Annotated in this window: 12 protein-coding genes; all 12 read right to left on the bottom strand. The window is 65.8% G+C overall.

Going from position 1 to position 16,035, the window contains the following annotated elements:
• Positions 1–123: 123 nt before the first annotated feature.
• The 12 genes from lpxC to LN450_RS04000 all read right to left on the bottom strand — a co-directional run bounded on the left by lpxC (position 124) and on the right by LN450_RS04000 (position 15,992).
• On the bottom strand, positions 124–1,035 hold the full coding sequence (gene lpxC, locus LN450_RS04055; RefSeq protein WP_011346426.1) for a UDP-3-O-acyl-N-acetylglucosamine deacetylase: 912 nt from the start codon (positions 1,033–1,035) through the stop codon (positions 124–126).
• Between the two features lie 234 nt (positions 1,036–1,269).
• Complete coding sequence (gene ftsZ / locus LN450_RS04050; protein WP_008571978.1) at positions 1,270–2,508, bottom strand: cell division protein FtsZ; 1,239 nt, start codon at positions 2,506–2,508, stop codon at positions 1,270–1,272.
• Positions 2,509–2,821: 313 nt separating this feature from the next.
• Complete coding sequence (ftsA, locus tag LN450_RS04045) at positions 2,822–4,057, bottom strand: cell division protein FtsA (RefSeq protein WP_003485272.1); 1,236 nt, start codon at positions 4,055–4,057, stop codon at positions 2,822–2,824.
• Entirely contained in the window at positions 4,054–4,881 is an 828-nt protein-coding gene (locus LN450_RS04040; protein WP_008571979.1) for a cell division protein FtsQ/DivIB, read from the bottom strand. The genes ftsA and LN450_RS04040 overlap by 4 nt, the downstream gene beginning before the upstream one ends.
• 124 nt (positions 4,882–5,005) lie before the next feature.
• Positions 5,006–5,962, bottom strand: coding sequence for a D-alanine--D-alanine ligase (locus LN450_RS04035; protein ID WP_008571981.1), 957 nt, complete (start codon positions 5,960–5,962; stop codon positions 5,006–5,008).
• Entirely contained in the window at positions 5,959–7,392 is a 1,434-nt protein-coding gene (murC, locus tag LN450_RS04030) for a UDP-N-acetylmuramate--L-alanine ligase (RefSeq protein ID WP_011346425.1), read from the bottom strand. The genes LN450_RS04035 and murC overlap by 4 nt, the downstream gene beginning before the upstream one ends.
• Positions 7,389–8,684 (bottom strand): undecaprenyldiphospho-muramoylpentapeptide beta-N-acetylglucosaminyltransferase, encoded by a 1,296-nt coding sequence (gene murG / locus LN450_RS04025; protein WP_011346424.1) that lies wholly within the window; start codon positions 8,682–8,684, stop codon positions 7,389–7,391. The genes murC and murG overlap by 4 nt, the downstream gene beginning before the upstream one ends.
• Positions 8,681–10,057, bottom strand: a complete 1,377-nt coding sequence (ftsW, locus tag LN450_RS04020) for a putative lipid II flippase FtsW (protein ID WP_011346423.1) — start codon at positions 10,055–10,057, stop codon at positions 8,681–8,683. The genes murG and ftsW overlap by 4 nt, the downstream gene beginning before the upstream one ends.
• Positions 10,057–11,142 (bottom strand): phospho-N-acetylmuramoyl-pentapeptide-transferase, encoded by a 1,086-nt coding sequence (gene mraY / locus LN450_RS04015; protein ID WP_011346422.1) that lies wholly within the window; start codon positions 11,140–11,142, stop codon positions 10,057–10,059. Before mraY ends, ftsW begins: the two co-directional genes overlap by 1 nt.
• A complete protein-coding gene (locus LN450_RS04010) occupies positions 11,132–12,643 on the bottom strand; it encodes a UDP-N-acetylmuramoyl-tripeptide--D-alanyl-D-alanine ligase (protein WP_011346421.1) in 1,512 nt (503 codons plus the stop codon). Before LN450_RS04010 ends, mraY begins: the two co-directional genes overlap by 11 nt.
• Positions 12,640–14,115, bottom strand: a complete 1,476-nt coding sequence (locus LN450_RS04005; protein ID WP_011346420.1) for a UDP-N-acetylmuramoyl-L-alanyl-D-glutamate--2,6-diaminopimelate ligase — start codon at positions 14,113–14,115, stop codon at positions 12,640–12,642. Before LN450_RS04005 ends, LN450_RS04010 begins: the two co-directional genes overlap by 4 nt.
• 8 nt (positions 14,116–14,123) lie before the next feature.
• On the bottom strand, positions 14,124–15,992 hold the full coding sequence (locus LN450_RS04000; protein WP_011346419.1) for a peptidoglycan D,D-transpeptidase FtsI family protein: 1,869 nt from the start codon (positions 15,990–15,992) through the stop codon (positions 14,124–14,126).
• Positions 15,993–16,035 lie beyond the last annotated feature (43 nt).

Raw genomic sequence — 16,035 nt, 5'->3', positions numbered from 1 at the left:
CCCGACGCATCCTAGCGGGCATGTGGCCCGCAGGAGTTAGAGAAGTCTTAAATAAATGTTAAGAACGGGCCTGAAATTCGAGCGCGTTCACACTTTGAACGCCAACCAGGGCATTCCCTGACATCACGCGTAGACGGGGCTGGCGTAGGTGACCGGTGGTTGTTCGGTGCCTTCCGGGAAGCTGACCCATTCCCAGGCGGCCTGGTCGGCCAGGAGCGCACGCACCAGTTTGTTGTTGAGGGCGTGGCCGGACTTGAAGCCTTCGTAGGCGCCGAGGATGGCGCCGCCAGCCAGATACAGGTCGCCGATGGCGTCCAGGATCTTGTGCCGCACGAATTCGTTGGTGTAGCGCAGGCCGTCTTCGTTGAGCACGCGGAACTCGTCCAGCACGATGGCGTTGTCCATCGAACCGCCCAGGCCCAGATTGCGCTCGCGCATGTACTCCAGATCGCGCATGAAACCGAAGGTGCGCGCGCGCGAAATTTCCTTGACGTACGCCGAGGTGGAGAACTCGATTTCCTGGCGCGACTGCTTGGCCGGAATCATCGGGTGATTGAATTCGATGGTGAAGCCGAGCTTGTAGCCCTCGTAGGGCTCAAAACGCGCCACCTTGTCGCCGTCGCGCACTTCTACCGTCTGCTTGATCCGGATGAAGCGCTTGGGCTTGCTCTGTTCGACGATGCCTGCCGACTGCAGCAGGAACACGAACGGGCCGGACGAGCCATCCATGATCGGCAACTCGGCCGAAGACAGCTCGACGATGACGTTGTCCACACCCAGGCCCGCCAATGCGGACATCAGATGTTCGACGGTCTGGATCTTGGCGCCGTTGCAGGTCAGCCCGGTGCACAGCGTGGTCTCGGTGACCAGTTCGGCATCTGCGGGGACTTCGACGACCGGTTCCAGGTCCACCCGTCGGAACACCACGCCATGATCGACCGGAGCCGGCCGTAACGTCATGTACACCTTGTCGCCGCTGTGCAGGCCGACGCCGGTGGCGCGAATGGTGTTCTTGAGAGTGCGCTGCTGGGTCATATGCGAAGTCTGGATGAACAATGCAGACAGACGCTGAACCGACTGTCTAATCCGCTGAGATTATCCGAATTTTAACAAGTCGCGCGTGACGGCAACGGTAATCAGTCAGTCACGCGATAACAAAAGCTGCCGGATCGGCACCGATCCGGCAGGAATGACATGACATGGCAGTACAACCCGAAGCGGGCCCCGGGCGGACGGGCTACGTCACCGTAGCAACGCAGCCGACGATCCTCAGTCGGCCTGGCGGCGCAGGAACGCCGGGATATCCAGATAATCGTTGGGCAGGTCCGCCGCCGGCGTCGAGGAGCCGCCGCCGTTGTGGCTGCCGCTGCCGACCGAGTCGCTGCTCGGACGGCGCAGGCCCAGCCCCATGCTGCCACCGACGGCCTTGGACACCGCATCGCCGCTGGTGGTGTCGAAGTCGCCGAATTCCGGCTGGCCGGTGGTGGCGTTGCGCACCAGCTTGATCGGCGCGCGCTGGTCCGGACGCTGGGCCTGGCGGGCAACCGCGCGGTTCAGGCCGGTGGCCACCACGGTCACGCGCACTTCGTCCTGCATGTCCGGGTCGAGCACGGTACCGACGACCACGGTGGCATCTTCCGACGCGAACGCTTCGATGGTGCGGCCGATCTCGTCGAACTCGGACATGGTGAAGTCCGGGCCGGCGGTGATGTTGACCAGGATGCCGTTGGCACCGGCCAGGTTCACGTCGTCCAGCAGCGGGTTCTGGATGGCGGCTTCGGCAGCGGCCTGCGCGCGATCGTCGCCGCGTGCCGAACCGGTGCCCATCATGGCCAGGCCCATTTCCGACATCACGGTGCGCACGTCGGCGAAGTCGACGTTGATCAGGCCCGGGCGCACGATCAGGTCGGCGATACCCTGCACGGCGCCCTGCAGCACGTCGTTGGCAGCGCGGAACGCCTGGATCATGGTGGCGTTGCGGCCCAGCACGGTGATCAGCTTTTCATTGGGAATGGTGATCAGCGAATCGCAATGCTGGCTCAGTTCCTCGATGCCCTTCAGCGCCACCTGCATGCGGCGACGGCCTTCGAACGGAAACGGCTTGGTGACCACGGCCACGGTCAGGATGCCCATTTCCTTGGCCAGCTGCGCAACGACCGGTGCTGCACCGGTACCGGTGCCGCCGCCCATGCCGGCGGTGATGAAGACCATGTCCGCACCCTGCAGCGCGTCCATGATGCGCTCGCGATCTTCCAGCGCGGCCTGACGGCCGACTTCCGGATTCGCGCCTGCGCCCAGGCCCTTGGTGACGTTGGTGCCGAGCTGCAGCTGCAGCTTGGCGCCGCAGTTCTTGATGGCCTGCGAGTCGGTATTGGCGGTGATGAATTCCACGCCGTCGACGTTGGTGTTGACCATGTGCGCAACGGCATTGCCACCGCCGCCGCCGACGCCAACCACCTTGATGACCGCGTTGGGAGCCATTTTTTCAATCAGTTCGAAATGTGCCATGTCAGTGTCCTCTTGAGCCGGGATTCGGGAATGGGGATTGGGGATTCGCACAAGCGAGGGTCCCTGCCCACTCCGCACCACGGCGAGTGTTGTTGTTTGAAAGTCGGGATTCGTGTGCCGGGGCCGTAGATTCGCTGTTGCGCTCCACGGCTCGTGTCACCTACTCCTCGACGCAATGCCTGCAAATAATTTTATCGCCTACCTGCTCGCCGCTCTCTACTTAATCTTCGCAACCGCCGCCGCTTTGCCTTTCGCTCTTGCTCTTGCTCTTGCTCTTTCCAATCCCGAATCCCAACTCCCGAATCCCGGCACTTCAAAATTCCCCGCGATACCAATTCTTCAATTTCTTGAACAAGCTGCCCGCGCGCCCGGTCGGAATCGATGGCCGGCGCGGGTGTTCGATCTGGCTGCCCATCAGCAGCAGGCCCACGCCGGAGGCGTGTACCGGGTTGCCGACGACTTCGCCCAGGCCGGTGACGTGCTGCGGAATGCCCACGCGCACCGGCATCTGCAACATTTCTTCGGCCAGTTCCACCACGCCTTCCATCTTCGAGGCACCGCCGGTAAGCACCATGCCGGCGCGCACCATTTCTTCGAAGCCCGAACGACGCAGTTCGGCCTGCACCATCTCGAAGATTTCCTCGTAACGGCCCTGCACCGCCTGCGCGAGTGCGTGGCGCGGCATGCGGCGCGGCGGGCGGTCGCCCACCGACGGCACCTGGATGCTTTCTTCGGCGGTGGCCAGCTGTGCCAGCGCGCAGGCGTAACGCACCTTGATCTGCTCGGCTTCCGGCGTCGGCGTGCGCAGCATGTGCGCAATGTCGTTGGTGACATGGTCACCGGCGATCGGCAACGAAGCGGTGTGGCAGATCGCGCCTTGCACGTACACCGCCAGATCGGTGGTACCGGCGCCGATGTCCACCAGCACCACGCCAAGCTCGCGTTCGTCGGCGGTCAGCACTGCGACCGACGACGCCAGCGACGACAGCACCAGATCGTCGACCTGCAGGCCGCACTTCTGTACGCACTTGGTGATGTTGGCGGCTGCCGACTGCGCGCACACCACCAGGTGCGCATGCACCTCCAGGCGCACGCCGGTCATGCCGACCGGGTTGCGGATGCCTTCCTGCGAATCGTCCAGCACGTACTCGCGCGGAATCGCATGCAGGATGCGCTGGTCGGCCGGAATGGCCACCGCCTTGGCGGCATCGAGCACGCGCTCCAGATCGCTCCAGGTCACTTCGCCATCGCGGATCGGAACGATGCCGGGCGAGTTCTTGCACTGCACGTGGTTGCCGGAAATCGAGGCATACACCGAGCGGATCTCGCAGCCGGCCATCAGCTCGGCCTCTTCCACCGCACGCTGGATCGACTGCACGGTGGATTCGATGTCCACCACCACGCCGCGCTTGAGACCGCGCGATTCATGCGAACCGATGCCGATCACTTCGATCGGATTGCCGGGCGAGTATTCGCCGACCAGCGCAACGACCTTGGAGGTGCCGATGTCCAGTCCAACGATGAGGGATTTGTCGCCTTTGCGATTCATGTCTTAAAGCCGGGATTCGAGATTCGGGATACGGGATTGGGAAAACGCGGAACTGCCTGGGCGACGGGAGGTGCGGAAGGTGCTGCGCGATGCCGGGGCTGCGCTTTTTCCAATCCCGAATCTCCACTCTCCAATCGCTGCCGTTCGACGGTAAATCCGTTGGTGTAGCGCAGGTCGGCTCGGGCGATCGGGCGCTGTGGATCGGACAGCTGCGGCAGCACGCGGGCGAAGCGCTGCAGCCGTGCGCGTGCATCGTCGCGGCCGACCACGATCTGCACGCCATTGCTCAGCCCCAGCGACCAGCTGCCGCGCGCGTCCATTTCAAGACGCTCCACATCCAGCCCGGTCGGTGCGAACAGGGCGCGCGATTCGTTGTACAGCGCCACCACGTCCTGGGTCTTGCTGTCCGGCCCACCGAGCTGCGGCAACTTGAAATCCTTCAACAGCGGCGGGGTGCGAAACAGCCGGCCCTGCTCGGACAGCATGCGGTCGGTACCCCAGCGCGCGAACGGCTTGTGCTCGGTCACGTGCACTTCCAGCACATCCGGCCAGCGCTTGCGCACCTGCGCACTTTCCACCCACGGCAACCGCGCAATGGCGTCCTGTGCCTGCTGCAGTTTCACCGCGAAAAAGCCGGCACGCGCATACGGCAACACCACCGCACGCAACTCTTCGGCCGGCACCCGCTTGAAGTCGCCGGACACGCGCAACTTCGCCAATGGCCAGCGCTCGGCACCGACCCAGCCATTGAGCACGGCCACCACCGGCAGCGCGACCAACGCCAGCGCGAGCAACCAGGCCAGGATGCGCAGGGTGGCGTTCATTGGTGTGCTCCGCACACGGGATTCGGCATTGGGGATTGGAGATTCGTCACGGCAGCAGCAACAGCAAAGGCGCGCATGGCGTCGCTGTTGGCCAATCCCGAATCCCGAATCCCCAATCCCCGCGTCACAGCGTCTGCTCCAGCACGCGCCAGACCAGTTCTTCGAAATCGATGCCGAGCTGGCGGGCGGCCTTGGGCACCAGCGAATGGCTGGTCATGCCGGGAGCGGTGTTCACTTCGAGCAGATACAGCTGGCCGCTGCTGCCATCGCGCATCACGTCCACGCGACCCCAGCCACGGCAGCCGGCAGCCCGGAAGGCGTCCAGCGCGAGTTGGCGAATCTGCGTTTCGGCCTCGCCTTCCAGGCCAGGGCACAGGTACTGGGTGTCCTCGGCGATGTACTTGGCGTTGTAGTCGTACCACTGGCCCTTGGGCACGATGCGGATGGACGGCAACGCGGTGTCGCCGAGCACGGCCACGGTGAGTTCGTCGCCTTCGATCAATTGCTCCATCAACAGCGCACCGTCGTAGCGCGCCGCCAGGGTCACTGCTTCTTCGAGCTGCGCCTGGTCGAACACGCGGCTGACGCCGACGCTGGATCCTTCGTTTGCCGGCTTGACGATGACCGGCAACCCGATCTGCTGTGCAGCGGCATGGATTGCCTCTGCGCTGGCGCCAGCAGCCAACCGCGCGTAGCGCGGCGTCGACAGGCCCAGCGACAGCCACACCTGTTTGGTACGGATCTTGTCCATGCTCAGCGCCGAGCCAAGCACGTCCGAGCCGGTATAGGGCACGCCGAAGGCTTCCATCAGGCCTTGCACGATGCCGTCTTCGCCGCCGCCGTTATGTCCGTGCAGCACGTTGAACACGCGATCGAACTGCTGCGCGACCAATGCCTTGGCCAACGCCGGAATGCCATCCACCGGCTGCGCATCGACGCCGCGCGCGCGCAGCGCTTCCAGCACGTTGCTGCCGGAATTCAACGACACCTCGCGCTCGGACGAGGTGCCGCCGAGCAGTACGGCGACGCGTCCAAAGGCTGCCGGATCGCTGGTGCGAACGTTGCCGACCAACGCGCTCATGCCTGCTCTCCGACAAACCCGTTGCTGATGATGTGCTGGGCCACGTAACCGATATCGCCGGCGCCCATCATCAACAGCAGGTCGCCGTCCTGCAGGACGTCCGGCAACACTTCGGCAAGCCCGGCGATCTGGCCGACGACCACCGGCTCGCTGCGGCCGCGCGCACGGATGGCGCGTGCCAATGCACGCGAATCGGCGCCCGGGATCGGCGCTTCGCCGGCCGGGTAGACCTCGCTCAGCACCAATGCGTCGACCGTGCTGAGTACCGCGGCAAAGGCGTCGAACTGGTCGCGGGTGCGGCTATAGCGGTGCGGCTGGAAGGCGACGACCAGACGCTTGTCCGGCCAGCCGCCACGCGCGGCGGCGAACACCGCTTCGAGTTCGCGCGGGTGATGGCCGTAATCGTCGACCACGCGCACACGTGCGCCGCTGCTGGTGGTGACTTCGCCCAGATCGTTGAACCGACGGCCGATGCCGGCAAAGTTTTCCAGCGCGCGCGCAATGGTGTCCGGCGCCACGCCGAGCTGCCAGCCGATTGCGGCAGCCGCCAGCGCATTGAGCACGTTGTGACGACCTGGCAGTGCGAGCGTCACCGGCGTGGTGGTGCCTTCGGGCAGGCGCAGCGTGAAGCGCATCCGTGGCCCGTCCTGCACGACATCTTCGGCGCGCACGTCGGCATTTTCGCTCATGCCGTAGCTCATCACGTGGCGCGGCGTCTTGCCGGCCAGTGCAGCCACTTCCGGGTCGTCGATGCACAGCAACGCCAGGCCGTAGAACGGCAGGCGCTGCAGGAATTCGGCGAATGCGGCCTGTACGCGGGCAAAATCGTTGCCGTAGTTTTCCAGGTGATCCGCATCGATGTTGGTGATCACCGCCATCAACGGATTCAGGCGCAGGAAGCTGCCATCGCTCTCGTCGGCCTCGGCGACCAGCCATTGGCCGCCACCGAGCTTTGCGTTGGCACCGGCAGCCAGCAGCTGGCCACCGATGACGAACGTCGGGTCTAACCCGCCTTCGCTCAACACTGCAGCCGCCAGGCTGGTGGTGGTGGTCTTGCCATGCGTGCCGGCCACCGCAATGCCGCGACGGAAACGCATCAGCTCGGCCAGCATCGCCGCGCGCGGCATGATCGGAATGCGCTGGCTGCGCGCTTCCATCAACTCGGGGTTGTCTTCGCGGATGGCGCTGGACACCACCACGCAATCGGTACCCAGCACGTTGGCCGCCGAATGGCCGCGCATCACGCGCGCACCCAGCTTGGCCAGCCGGCGCGTGGCCGCGTTGTCGGCGTTGTCCGAGCCGGAAACTTCATAGCCCAGCGTCAGCATCACCTCGGCAATGCCGCTCATGCCGGTACCGCCGATGCCGACGAAATGCACGCGCGGGAACGCCCGCACCAAATCGCCACTGTCTTGCAGACGGCGGATCACGGGGCACCTCCTGCGGAGGCGCCGGGATTGGGGAGTCGGGATTGGGGATTGGTGGCGATCAACTGCGCCGAACGGTCGCCATTTACGGATGTCTGCATGCTGCCCTGTTTGTGCGTTTGCTTGTTGCGAATCCCCAATCCCGCTCGCTCTTGGACAGCCGGAGGCTGGCCATCTCCACTCCCGGCCTCTTGAAGAATGATGTCGGCGATGCGCTCGGCGGCGTCCGGCTTGGCTAGGGTGCGTGCGGCGTTGGCCATCGAGAGGCGACGAGTCGGGTCGGCGAGCAACGTCTGCAATACCTGCTGCAAGCGCACTGCCAGGCTGTCGTCCTGCTTGAGCAGCACGGCGGCGTCGGCGCCGACCAGGTATTCGGCATTGCGGGTTTGATGGTCGTCGACAGCGGCGGCGAACGGCACCAGTACGCTGCCGACACCGGCGGCGCACAGTTCGGCCAGGGTGGATGCGCCGGCGCGGCACACCACCAGATCTGCCCAGGCATAGGCCGCAGCCATGTCGGCGATGAAGGGTTCGACGCTGGCGTTGACGCCTGCCTGCAGGTAGGCCGCTTCGGCTTCGGCGCGCAGCTTCTCGCCGCACTGATGGCGCAACTCGACCTCCGGGTGACCCAGTGCAGCCAGCGCTGTCGGCACCGCCTGATTCAACGCGCGCGCGCCCTGGCTGCCGCCCAGCACCAGCACGCGTACCGGGCCGGTGCGACCCACCAAGCGATCGGCCGGCGCCGGCAATGCAGCGATTTCTGCACGCACCGGGTTGCCTACCGCTTCTTCGCCAGCAAAGCTGCCCGGAAACCCGGTCAGCACGCGGCGCGCGAAACGCGACAACACCTTGTTGGTCATGCCGGGGGCGCGATTCTGTTCGTGCACCAGCAACGGCGCACCGAGCAGGCGCGCGGCCAGGCCGCCCGGGCCAGCTGCAAAGCCGCCAAAGCTGATCACCGCACGCGGACGGCGCTTGCGCAGCACGAAGCCGGCAGCGCGCACCGCGCGCATGACCCGCACCGGCGCACCGAGCAGCTTCACCACGCCCTTGCCGCGCAAGCCGCTGATGGCCAGCGTATCGATAGGAATATCGTGCTGCGGCACCAGGCGGGTTTCCATGGCGTCATCGGCGCCCAGCCAGGTCACCGGCACGCCGCGCGCGCGCAGCACCTTGGCCACGGCCAGGCCGGGGAAGATGTGCCCGCCGGTGCCGCCAGCCAGAATCATGACCGGCCGCATCATCGCAGACGACGGTGCGGGCATTTTTTGCGCGGCATGGGCAGAAACGCTCACGCAATCCTCCCGAAGGTCGGTTCCACACGCGGGTGCATGCGGCTGGTGCCGCGCAGGATGGCCGACGCCGGCGCTACGTAGGCGGCGGCAACCGGGGGAGCGGCCGGCGCGGGTGCAGCGCCAGTGTCGCGCTGCGGCTTGTGCGCAGGCGCGTACGCCGGCGGCACCGAATCGACCACCGGCTCGGCCGGCTCAGCTGGCGAGGCGGCCGCGCCCTGCGGAGACAACTTGCTGCGCAGGCGCTCGGCGCGATCGGCTTCGTAGGACACCCGCAGCAGCACACCCATCGCAAGACAGGTCATCAGCACCGATGAGCCGCCTGACGAAATCAGCGGCAGGGTCAGCCCCTTGGTCGGCAGGATGCCCAGGTTGACGCCGATCGACACGAAGCTCTGCATCGCGATCCACAGGCCGATGCCGAAGGCGATATAGCCGGAGAAATGCCGCTTCATTTCCACGCAGCGCATGCCCAGCCAGAAGGCGCGACCGACCAGCAGCGCGTAGAGCCCGATCACGCCGCACACGCCCACAAAGCCCAGCTCCTCGGCGATCACCGAGAAGATGAAGTCGGTATGCGATTCGGGTAGGTAGTTGAGCTTCTGCACCGAAGCGCCCAGGCCCACGCCGGTCCACTGGCCGCGGCCGATGGCCATCAGGGCGTTGGACAGCTGGTAACCGGAGCCCAGCTGATCCACCCACGGGTCCATGAAGGAGGTCACGCGCCGCATGCGGTACGGCTCGAAGATCACCAATGCCACCAGGGCCGGCAGCAGCAGCAGGATCGGCAGGATGATGCGCCCGATCGGCGCACCGCCCAGCACGAGCATGCAGGCGGTCACGCTCAGCAGCAGCATCGAGGAGCCGAAGTCCGGCTGCAGCAGCAACAGGCCGACCAAGAAGCCGACCACAAATACCGGTTTGAGCATCGCCTGCCAGGTCGCGTTGACCTCGTCGCGGAACCGCACCAGATAGCTCGCAAGCCAGATGATGTAGAACACCTTCACCGATTCGACCACCTGGAACCGCGACACGCCCAGGTTGATCCAGCGCTTGGCGCCATTAACGGTGCTGCCCAGACCAGGCACGAACACCACCACGAGCAGCACAAAGCAGGCCAGCAACAGCATCTGGTTGTGCTGTTCGATGGTCTTGAGCTCGGTGCGCATCGCCCAGAACGCCAGCGCGATGCCACCACCCAGGAACAGCAGGTGGCGGGTCAGGTAGTAGAACGGGCTGGCTTCCAGTTCGATCGAGCTGGACGCCACCATCACCACGCCCAGCGAGGCGAGCGTGACTGCCGCCCCGAGCAGCCACGGGTCGTAGCGGCCGCCGATGGCGTCCAGTCGTGTGGCCTGGCGGGACATGTCGTTCATCAGCGCACCTTCAACGTGGCGAGGCCGATCAGCACCAGCACCACCGAAATGATCCAGAAGCGCACGATCACGCGCGGCTCCGGCCAACCCTTGAGCTCGAAATGGTGGTGGATCGGCGCCATGCGGAACACGCGCTTGCCGGTCAGCTTGAAGCTGACCACCTGGATCATCACCGACAGCGTTTCGATCACGAACACGCCGCCCATGATCACCAGCACCATCTCCTGACGCACGATCACCGCGATGGTGCCGAGCACTGCGCCCAGCGACAGCGCGCCGATGTCGCCCATGAACACCATTGCCGGGTAGGTGTTGAACCACAGAAAGCCCAGCCCTGCCCCGGCAATCGCCGAGCAGATGATGATCAGCTCGCCGGCGCCGGGAATCAGCGGGATTTTCAGGTATTCGGCAAACACCACGTTGCCCGAGGCATACGCGAACACGCCCAGCGCGCAGGCCACCAGCACGGTCGGCATGATGGCCAAACCATCCAGGCCGTCGGTGAGGTTCACTGCATTGGAGAAGCCCACGATCCAGAAGTAGGCGATCACCACGAAGCTCACCCCGGCCAGCGGCAGCGCGATCGACTTGAACATCGGGATGTAGAACGTGATCGCCGCCGGCACGTCGGCGGTGTAGTACAGGAACAAGCCGGCGGCCAGACCGAAGATCGACTGCAGCAGATACTTCCAGCGCGACTTCAGGCCATTGGGATCGCGTTTGACGATCTTGATCCAGTCGTCGTACCAGCCGATCGCACCGAAGCAGATCATCACTGCCAGCACCAACCACACGTAGCGGTTGCGCAGATCGCCCCACAGCAGCACCGACAAGGTGACGGTGAGCAGGATCAGCGAACCGCCCATGGTCGGCGTGCCGGCCTTGGAAAAATGCGTTTGCGGGCCGTCCTGGCGGATCGGCTGGCCGCCCTTGAACTGGGCGAGCTTGCGGATCACCGCCGGGCCCATCCACAACGACAGGAACAGCGCGGTCAGCGCAGCCAGGATGCCGCGGAAGGTCAGATAGTTGAACAGCCCGAACAGGCTCTCCAGTTGCTGCAGCCAACGGGCCAACTCAAGCAGCATGGGATGCGTCCTCCGCCGATGCGAGCAGCGCGGTGACGACGCGGTCCATCGCGCTACCGCGCGAGCCCTTGATCAGGATCGTGATGGAGGCGACGCCCGGAAGCGCGTTGGTGGATGGCGATTGCTGTTGGTGAATCACTGCATGTTCCTGCGTATTTCCTGATCCGTGCTGCGGCACTTGCTGTCGCTGGCTGGTGGCATCGACCAGATCCGCCTGCAAGGCGTCGATCAACTCGGCGTGCGTGGCGAACACGCGGGCGCCTTCGCCGAATGCCTGCGCTGCGGCAGCGCTCAGTTCGCCCAGCGCATACAGCCGCTGCAGCTTGGCCGCGCGTGCGCGACGCCCCGCGGCGGCATGTAGTGCCACGCCTTCGGCGCCGAGTTCGCGCATGTCGCCCAGCACCAGCCAGCCTTCGCCCGGTGCGGCGGCCAAGGCATCGATGGCCGCATCCAGCGAGCCCGGGTTGGCGTTGTAGCTGTCGTCGATCAGGACCGCACCATTGGGCAAGGTCTGCGCGATCTGCCGGCCGGCCACCGCGCGTGCCTGCGCCAGACCGTCGGCGATCACCGGCAAGGCGATGCCGGCACCGAGTGCAAGCCCGGTTGCCGCCAATGCGTTGAGCACGTTGTGGCGACCAGGCAGCGGCAGCGCAATCTGCGCCTCGCCCTGCGGCGTGACCAGGGTGAACTGCGCGCCGCCGGTGTGCAGACGCAGTTGACGCGCAGTGATCTCGGCACTGGCCTGCAAGCCGTAGCGCAACACGCGACGTCCCTGCACCGGCTGGCTCTGCAACTGCTGTTCGAACCACATGCCGAAAGCGTCGTCGGCATTGATCACCGCCACGCCATCGGCGGGCAGCGCGGCGTAGATGGCGCCCTTGGTCCGTGCGACGCCAAGCAAGCTGCCCAGACGTTCCAGATGGGCGGGCGCGATGTTGTTGACCAATGCCACATGCGGCTGCGCAATCTCGGTGAGATAGGCAATATCGCCCGGCTTGCCGGCGCCCATTTCGTAGATCGCAAAGTCCGCATCGTCGGGCGCGGCGATCACTGCCAGCGGCAAACCGATCTCGTTGTTGCGGTTGCCCGGCGTGGCGTACACGGTGGTGCCATCCACGCGCCCGGCTTCCTGCAGGATCGACAGCAGCAGCGCCTTGACGCTGGTCTTGCCGTTGGAGCCAGTCAGCGCAAGCACACGCGTGGCGCGGTCGCGCTGCATGCCGGCGGCGATGCGCGCCAACGCCAGCTCGGTGTTGTCCACCACCACCTGCGGCACGCTCAGCGCCGGCAGCAGGCGATCGACCAGCACACCGCTGGCACCGCGCGCGACCGCCTCGGTGGCGAAATCGTGCCCATCAAAGCGTTCGCCGCGCAGCGCCACATACAGGCTGCCGTCGGCAAGCGTGCGGGTGTCGTTACCGACCGCATCGATCATGGTGTCGTCGCCGTGCAGCTCGCCGCCCGCCCAATGTGCGATCAACGACAGTGGCGTGAGCTTCATGGCCGCACTCCCAACACGGTGCGCGGCAGCAGCGCCTGCGCCGCCACGAGGGCGTCGTCGAAGGCGTGCCGCACACCGGCAATTTCCTGATACGGCTCGTGGCCCTTGCCGGCGATCAACACGATGTCCGATGGGCTGGCCATGCCGATGGCCTGATGGATCGCAGCGGCGCGGTCGCGCTGCACGATGGCGGCATCCGGTCGCGCGAAGCCGCGCAGGATATCGGCCACGATCGCATCGCCGTCTTCGCCACGCGGGTTGTCGTCGGTCACGATCGCCACGTCGGCCTTGAGCTCGGCAATCGCCGCCATCTGCGGGCGCTTGCCGGTGTCGCGTTCGCCACCGCAGCCGAATACGCAGATCAGGCGGTCCTGCGCATGCGAACGCAGGCTGCTCAATGCCTGTTCCAGCGCATCGGGCGTGTGTGCGTAATCGACCACCACCAACGGTGCGCCATGTGCGCCGCCGAGGCGGTTCATGCGGCCATGGATGGGCTGCAACTGGCCGAGCACACTGGCGATCTGCGCAGGCGCAAACTCCATCGCCCACAACGCGCCGGCCACGGCCAGCAGGTTGTCCACGTTGAAACGGCCCAGCAGCGGCGAATGCACCGGATGCACTTGGCCCTGGACATTCAACGCAAAGTTGATGCCGTTGTGGTCCAGCTGCAGTGCCTGCGCGCTCACGCTGGCGTCGGCATGCGCGCGCGAGCTCACACCGATCGCGCGCAGCGCGGGATCGAGCGCAGCGAACAGCGTGCGGCCGAAGCCATCGTCCAGGTTCACCACGGCCGCTTTCAACCCCGCGCGGGTGAACAGCTTGGCTTTCGCCGCGCCGTATTGCGCCATGTCGCCGTGGTAATCGAGATGGTCACGGGTGAGATTGGTGAACACTGCCACGTCGAAATGCACCGCATCCACGCGGCCCTGATCGAGCGCGTGCGAGCTGACTTCCATTGCCACGGCCTGCGCACCCTCATCGCGCAACTGCGCCAACAGGGCGTGCGTGGGCAGCACCAGCGGGGTGGTGAAACCGGTCGGCACGGCCGCGCCATACAGACCGACGCCCAGCGTGCCGAGCGTGCCGGTGGGCGTACCGAGCAGCGTCAAGGCCTGCGCCAGCAGCTGCACGGTGGAGGTCTTGCCGTTGGTACCGGTGACGCCGACCATGCGCATCGCCTGCGATGGCCGGCCATGAAATTGATCGGCCATCACGCCAAGGCGCGCGCGCAAGCCAGGCACGGCAATCGCATCGGCCGGGACCGGCAGACCGTCGGGAGCCGGCGGCTCGAACAACACCGCCGCCGCGCCATTGGCGCGCGCCTGTTCGACAAAGCCCAGACCATGCGCACCGAAACCGGCGATCGCCACGAATGCATCGCCCGGGCGCACGGCGCGGCTATCCATCACCAACCCGGACACCTGCACGTCGTGCGTCAATGCCACATCCGGCAGCAACTGCGAAAGCGCCATGGAGCGGCTCACTGGCGGCTCTCCTGCAACGGCGCGGGCTGTGCTGGCGCGGCAGCCGGCGCAGGCGCCAGTGCGGTCGGAATGCCGGCAGAGACTTCATCCACCGGGTCCGGCACCAGGGCCGGATCCGGATCGGCCGATTGCGGCTTGACCACCGGCTGGCCGGTCTTGCCGGCCGCCTGTGCGGCCAGCCACGACTGGATATCGTCCGGCGGCACGTCCATCAAGCGCAGCGCGCCTTCCATCACGCGATGGAAGACCGGCGCCGATACCAGACCACCGTAATACACCTTGCCTTGCGGATCGTTGATCACGATGACGGTGGCAAAGCGCGGGCGCGTGGCCGGCACCAGGCCGGCGAACAGGGCGTTGTAATGCCCGCGCTCGTAGCCGTTGGCGCCATTCTTGCGCGCCGTGCCGGTCTTGCCGGCCACGTGGTAGCCCAGAATCGCCGCGCCCTTGGCACCGCCCTGGGTCACCACGGTCTCCATCATGTCGATGACCTGGCGCGCCACTTCCGGCGTGATCACCTGACGGGTTTCGTTGTGCTGGCCACGCACGAAGGTCGGCGGAGTGAGCTTGCCGCCGTTGCCCAGCGTGGCGTACGCCTGGGCAATCTGCAGCGGCGTCACCGACAGGCCGTAACCGTAGGACATCGTGGTCTTGGACGGGCCGCTCCAGCGCGCCGGCTGCAGCACCACGCCGGCCGATTCGCCGGGGAACCCGCTATGCGGCGCGCTGCCGTAACCGAAGTTGCGGATCGAGTGGTAGAAGGTCTGGTCGGGCACCTTGGCCGCGATCTTGGCCGCGCCGATGTTCGAACTGCGGGTGATCACGCCGGTGACGTTGAGCACACCGTTGTTGCGCGGCACATCGCGAATGGTGAAACGCCCCACCGACATGTAGCCGGGGTTGGTATCGATGACGGTGTCCTTGGTCACCACGCCGGCCGTCAGCGCGGTGGCCACGGTCAGCGGCTTCATCGTCGAACCCGGCTCGACCAGATCGGTGACCGCACGGTTGCGGCGCGCCGACGGATTGATGCCGGTGACCGAATTGGGGTTGTAGGTAGGCAGGTTGACCATCGCCAGCACTTCGCCGGTGGCCACGTCCATCACCACCATCGAACCGCCGGCCGCGTTGTTTTCGACCAGTGCGTTGCGCAGCTCCTTGTAGGCCAGGAACTGGATGCGGCGGTCGATGCTCAGCGTCAGATCCTTGCCCGGTTGCGCCGGACGCACCAGGTCCACGCTTTCCACGATGGCGCCGCGCGCATCGCGCACCACTTTCTTGGAACCGGGCTTGCCGCGCAGCCATTCGTCGAATGCCAGCTCCAGGCCTTCCTGGCCGCGGTCGTCGATGTTGGTGAAGCCCAGCACATGGGCCATCGCCTCGCCTTGCGGATAGAAGCGGCGGAACTCGCGCTGCGAGAACACGCCAGGAATCTTCAGATCGACAATCGCATGCGCCTTGTCCGGATTGATCCGGCGCTGCAGGTACATGAATTCCTTGCCGGCCTTCTGTGCCAGCTTGGCGTTCAACTCGTCCAGCGGCTGCCCGAGCGCTTTTGCCAGCTCGGGAATGCGGTCCGGGTTGCGCAGCAGTTCCTGCGGATTGACCCAGATCGATTCCACCGGCGTGGACACCGCCAGCGGCTCGCCGTTGCGGTCGGTGATCATGCCGCGCGAGGTGGCGATGGGCAGTTCGCGCAGGTAACGCGCTTCGCCCTGACGCTGGTAAAAATCGCGATTGACCAGTTGCACATAAGCCGCGCGGCCGATCAGCGTCACCGAGCACAGGCCAAGCGCGATACCGACCAGGGTCAGGCGACCACGGAGGTTGAAATTGCTACGGGGGCGGTTGCGGCCGGTTTTCATGGCGCACCTCCGTGTGCGCCACCCTGCGGGCAGCTGCGCTGTG

This window comes from Xanthomonas euvesicatoria pv. euvesicatoria, from assembly GCF_020880415.1.
In the GTDB taxonomy this organism is placed as follows: Bacteria; Pseudomonadota; Gammaproteobacteria; order Xanthomonadales; family Xanthomonadaceae; genus Xanthomonas; species Xanthomonas euvesicatoria.
This window is presented reverse-complemented; position numbering and strand designations above follow the sequence as displayed.

Coding starts and splice junctions, on each gene's coding strand:
- ftsA (WP_003485272.1), bottom strand. CDS start 4,057: ATGAATCGCAAAGGCGACAAATCCCTCATCGTTGGACTGGACATCGGC.
- LN450_RS04005 (WP_011346420.1), bottom strand. CDS start 14,115: ATGGCGCTTTCGCAGTTGCTGCCGGATGTGGCATTGACGCACGACGTG.
- lpxC (WP_011346426.1), bottom strand. CDS start 1,035: ATGACCCAGCAGCGCACTCTCAAGAACACCATTCGCGCCACCGGCGTC.
- LN450_RS04040 (WP_008571979.1), bottom strand. CDS start 4,881: ATGAACGCCACCCTGCGCATCCTGGCCTGGTTGCTCGCGCTGGCGTTG.
- LN450_RS04035 (WP_008571981.1), bottom strand. CDS start 5,962: ATGAGCGCGTTGGTCGGCAACGTTCGCACCAGCGATCCGGCAGCCTTT.
- LN450_RS04000 (WP_011346419.1), bottom strand. CDS start 15,992: ATGAAAACCGGCCGCAACCGCCCCCGTAGCAATTTCAACCTCCGTGGT.
- ftsW (WP_011346423.1), bottom strand. CDS start 10,057: ATGAACGACATGTCCCGCCAGGCCACACGACTGGACGCCATCGGCGGC.
- mraY (WP_011346422.1), bottom strand. CDS start 11,142: ATGCTGCTTGAGTTGGCCCGTTGGCTGCAGCAACTGGAGAGCCTGTTC.
- LN450_RS04010 (WP_011346421.1), bottom strand. CDS start 12,643: ATGAAGCTCACGCCACTGTCGTTGATCGCACATTGGGCGGGCGGCGAG.
- ftsZ (WP_008571978.1), bottom strand. CDS start 2,508: ATGGCACATTTCGAACTGATTGAAAAAATGGCTCCCAACGCGGTCATC.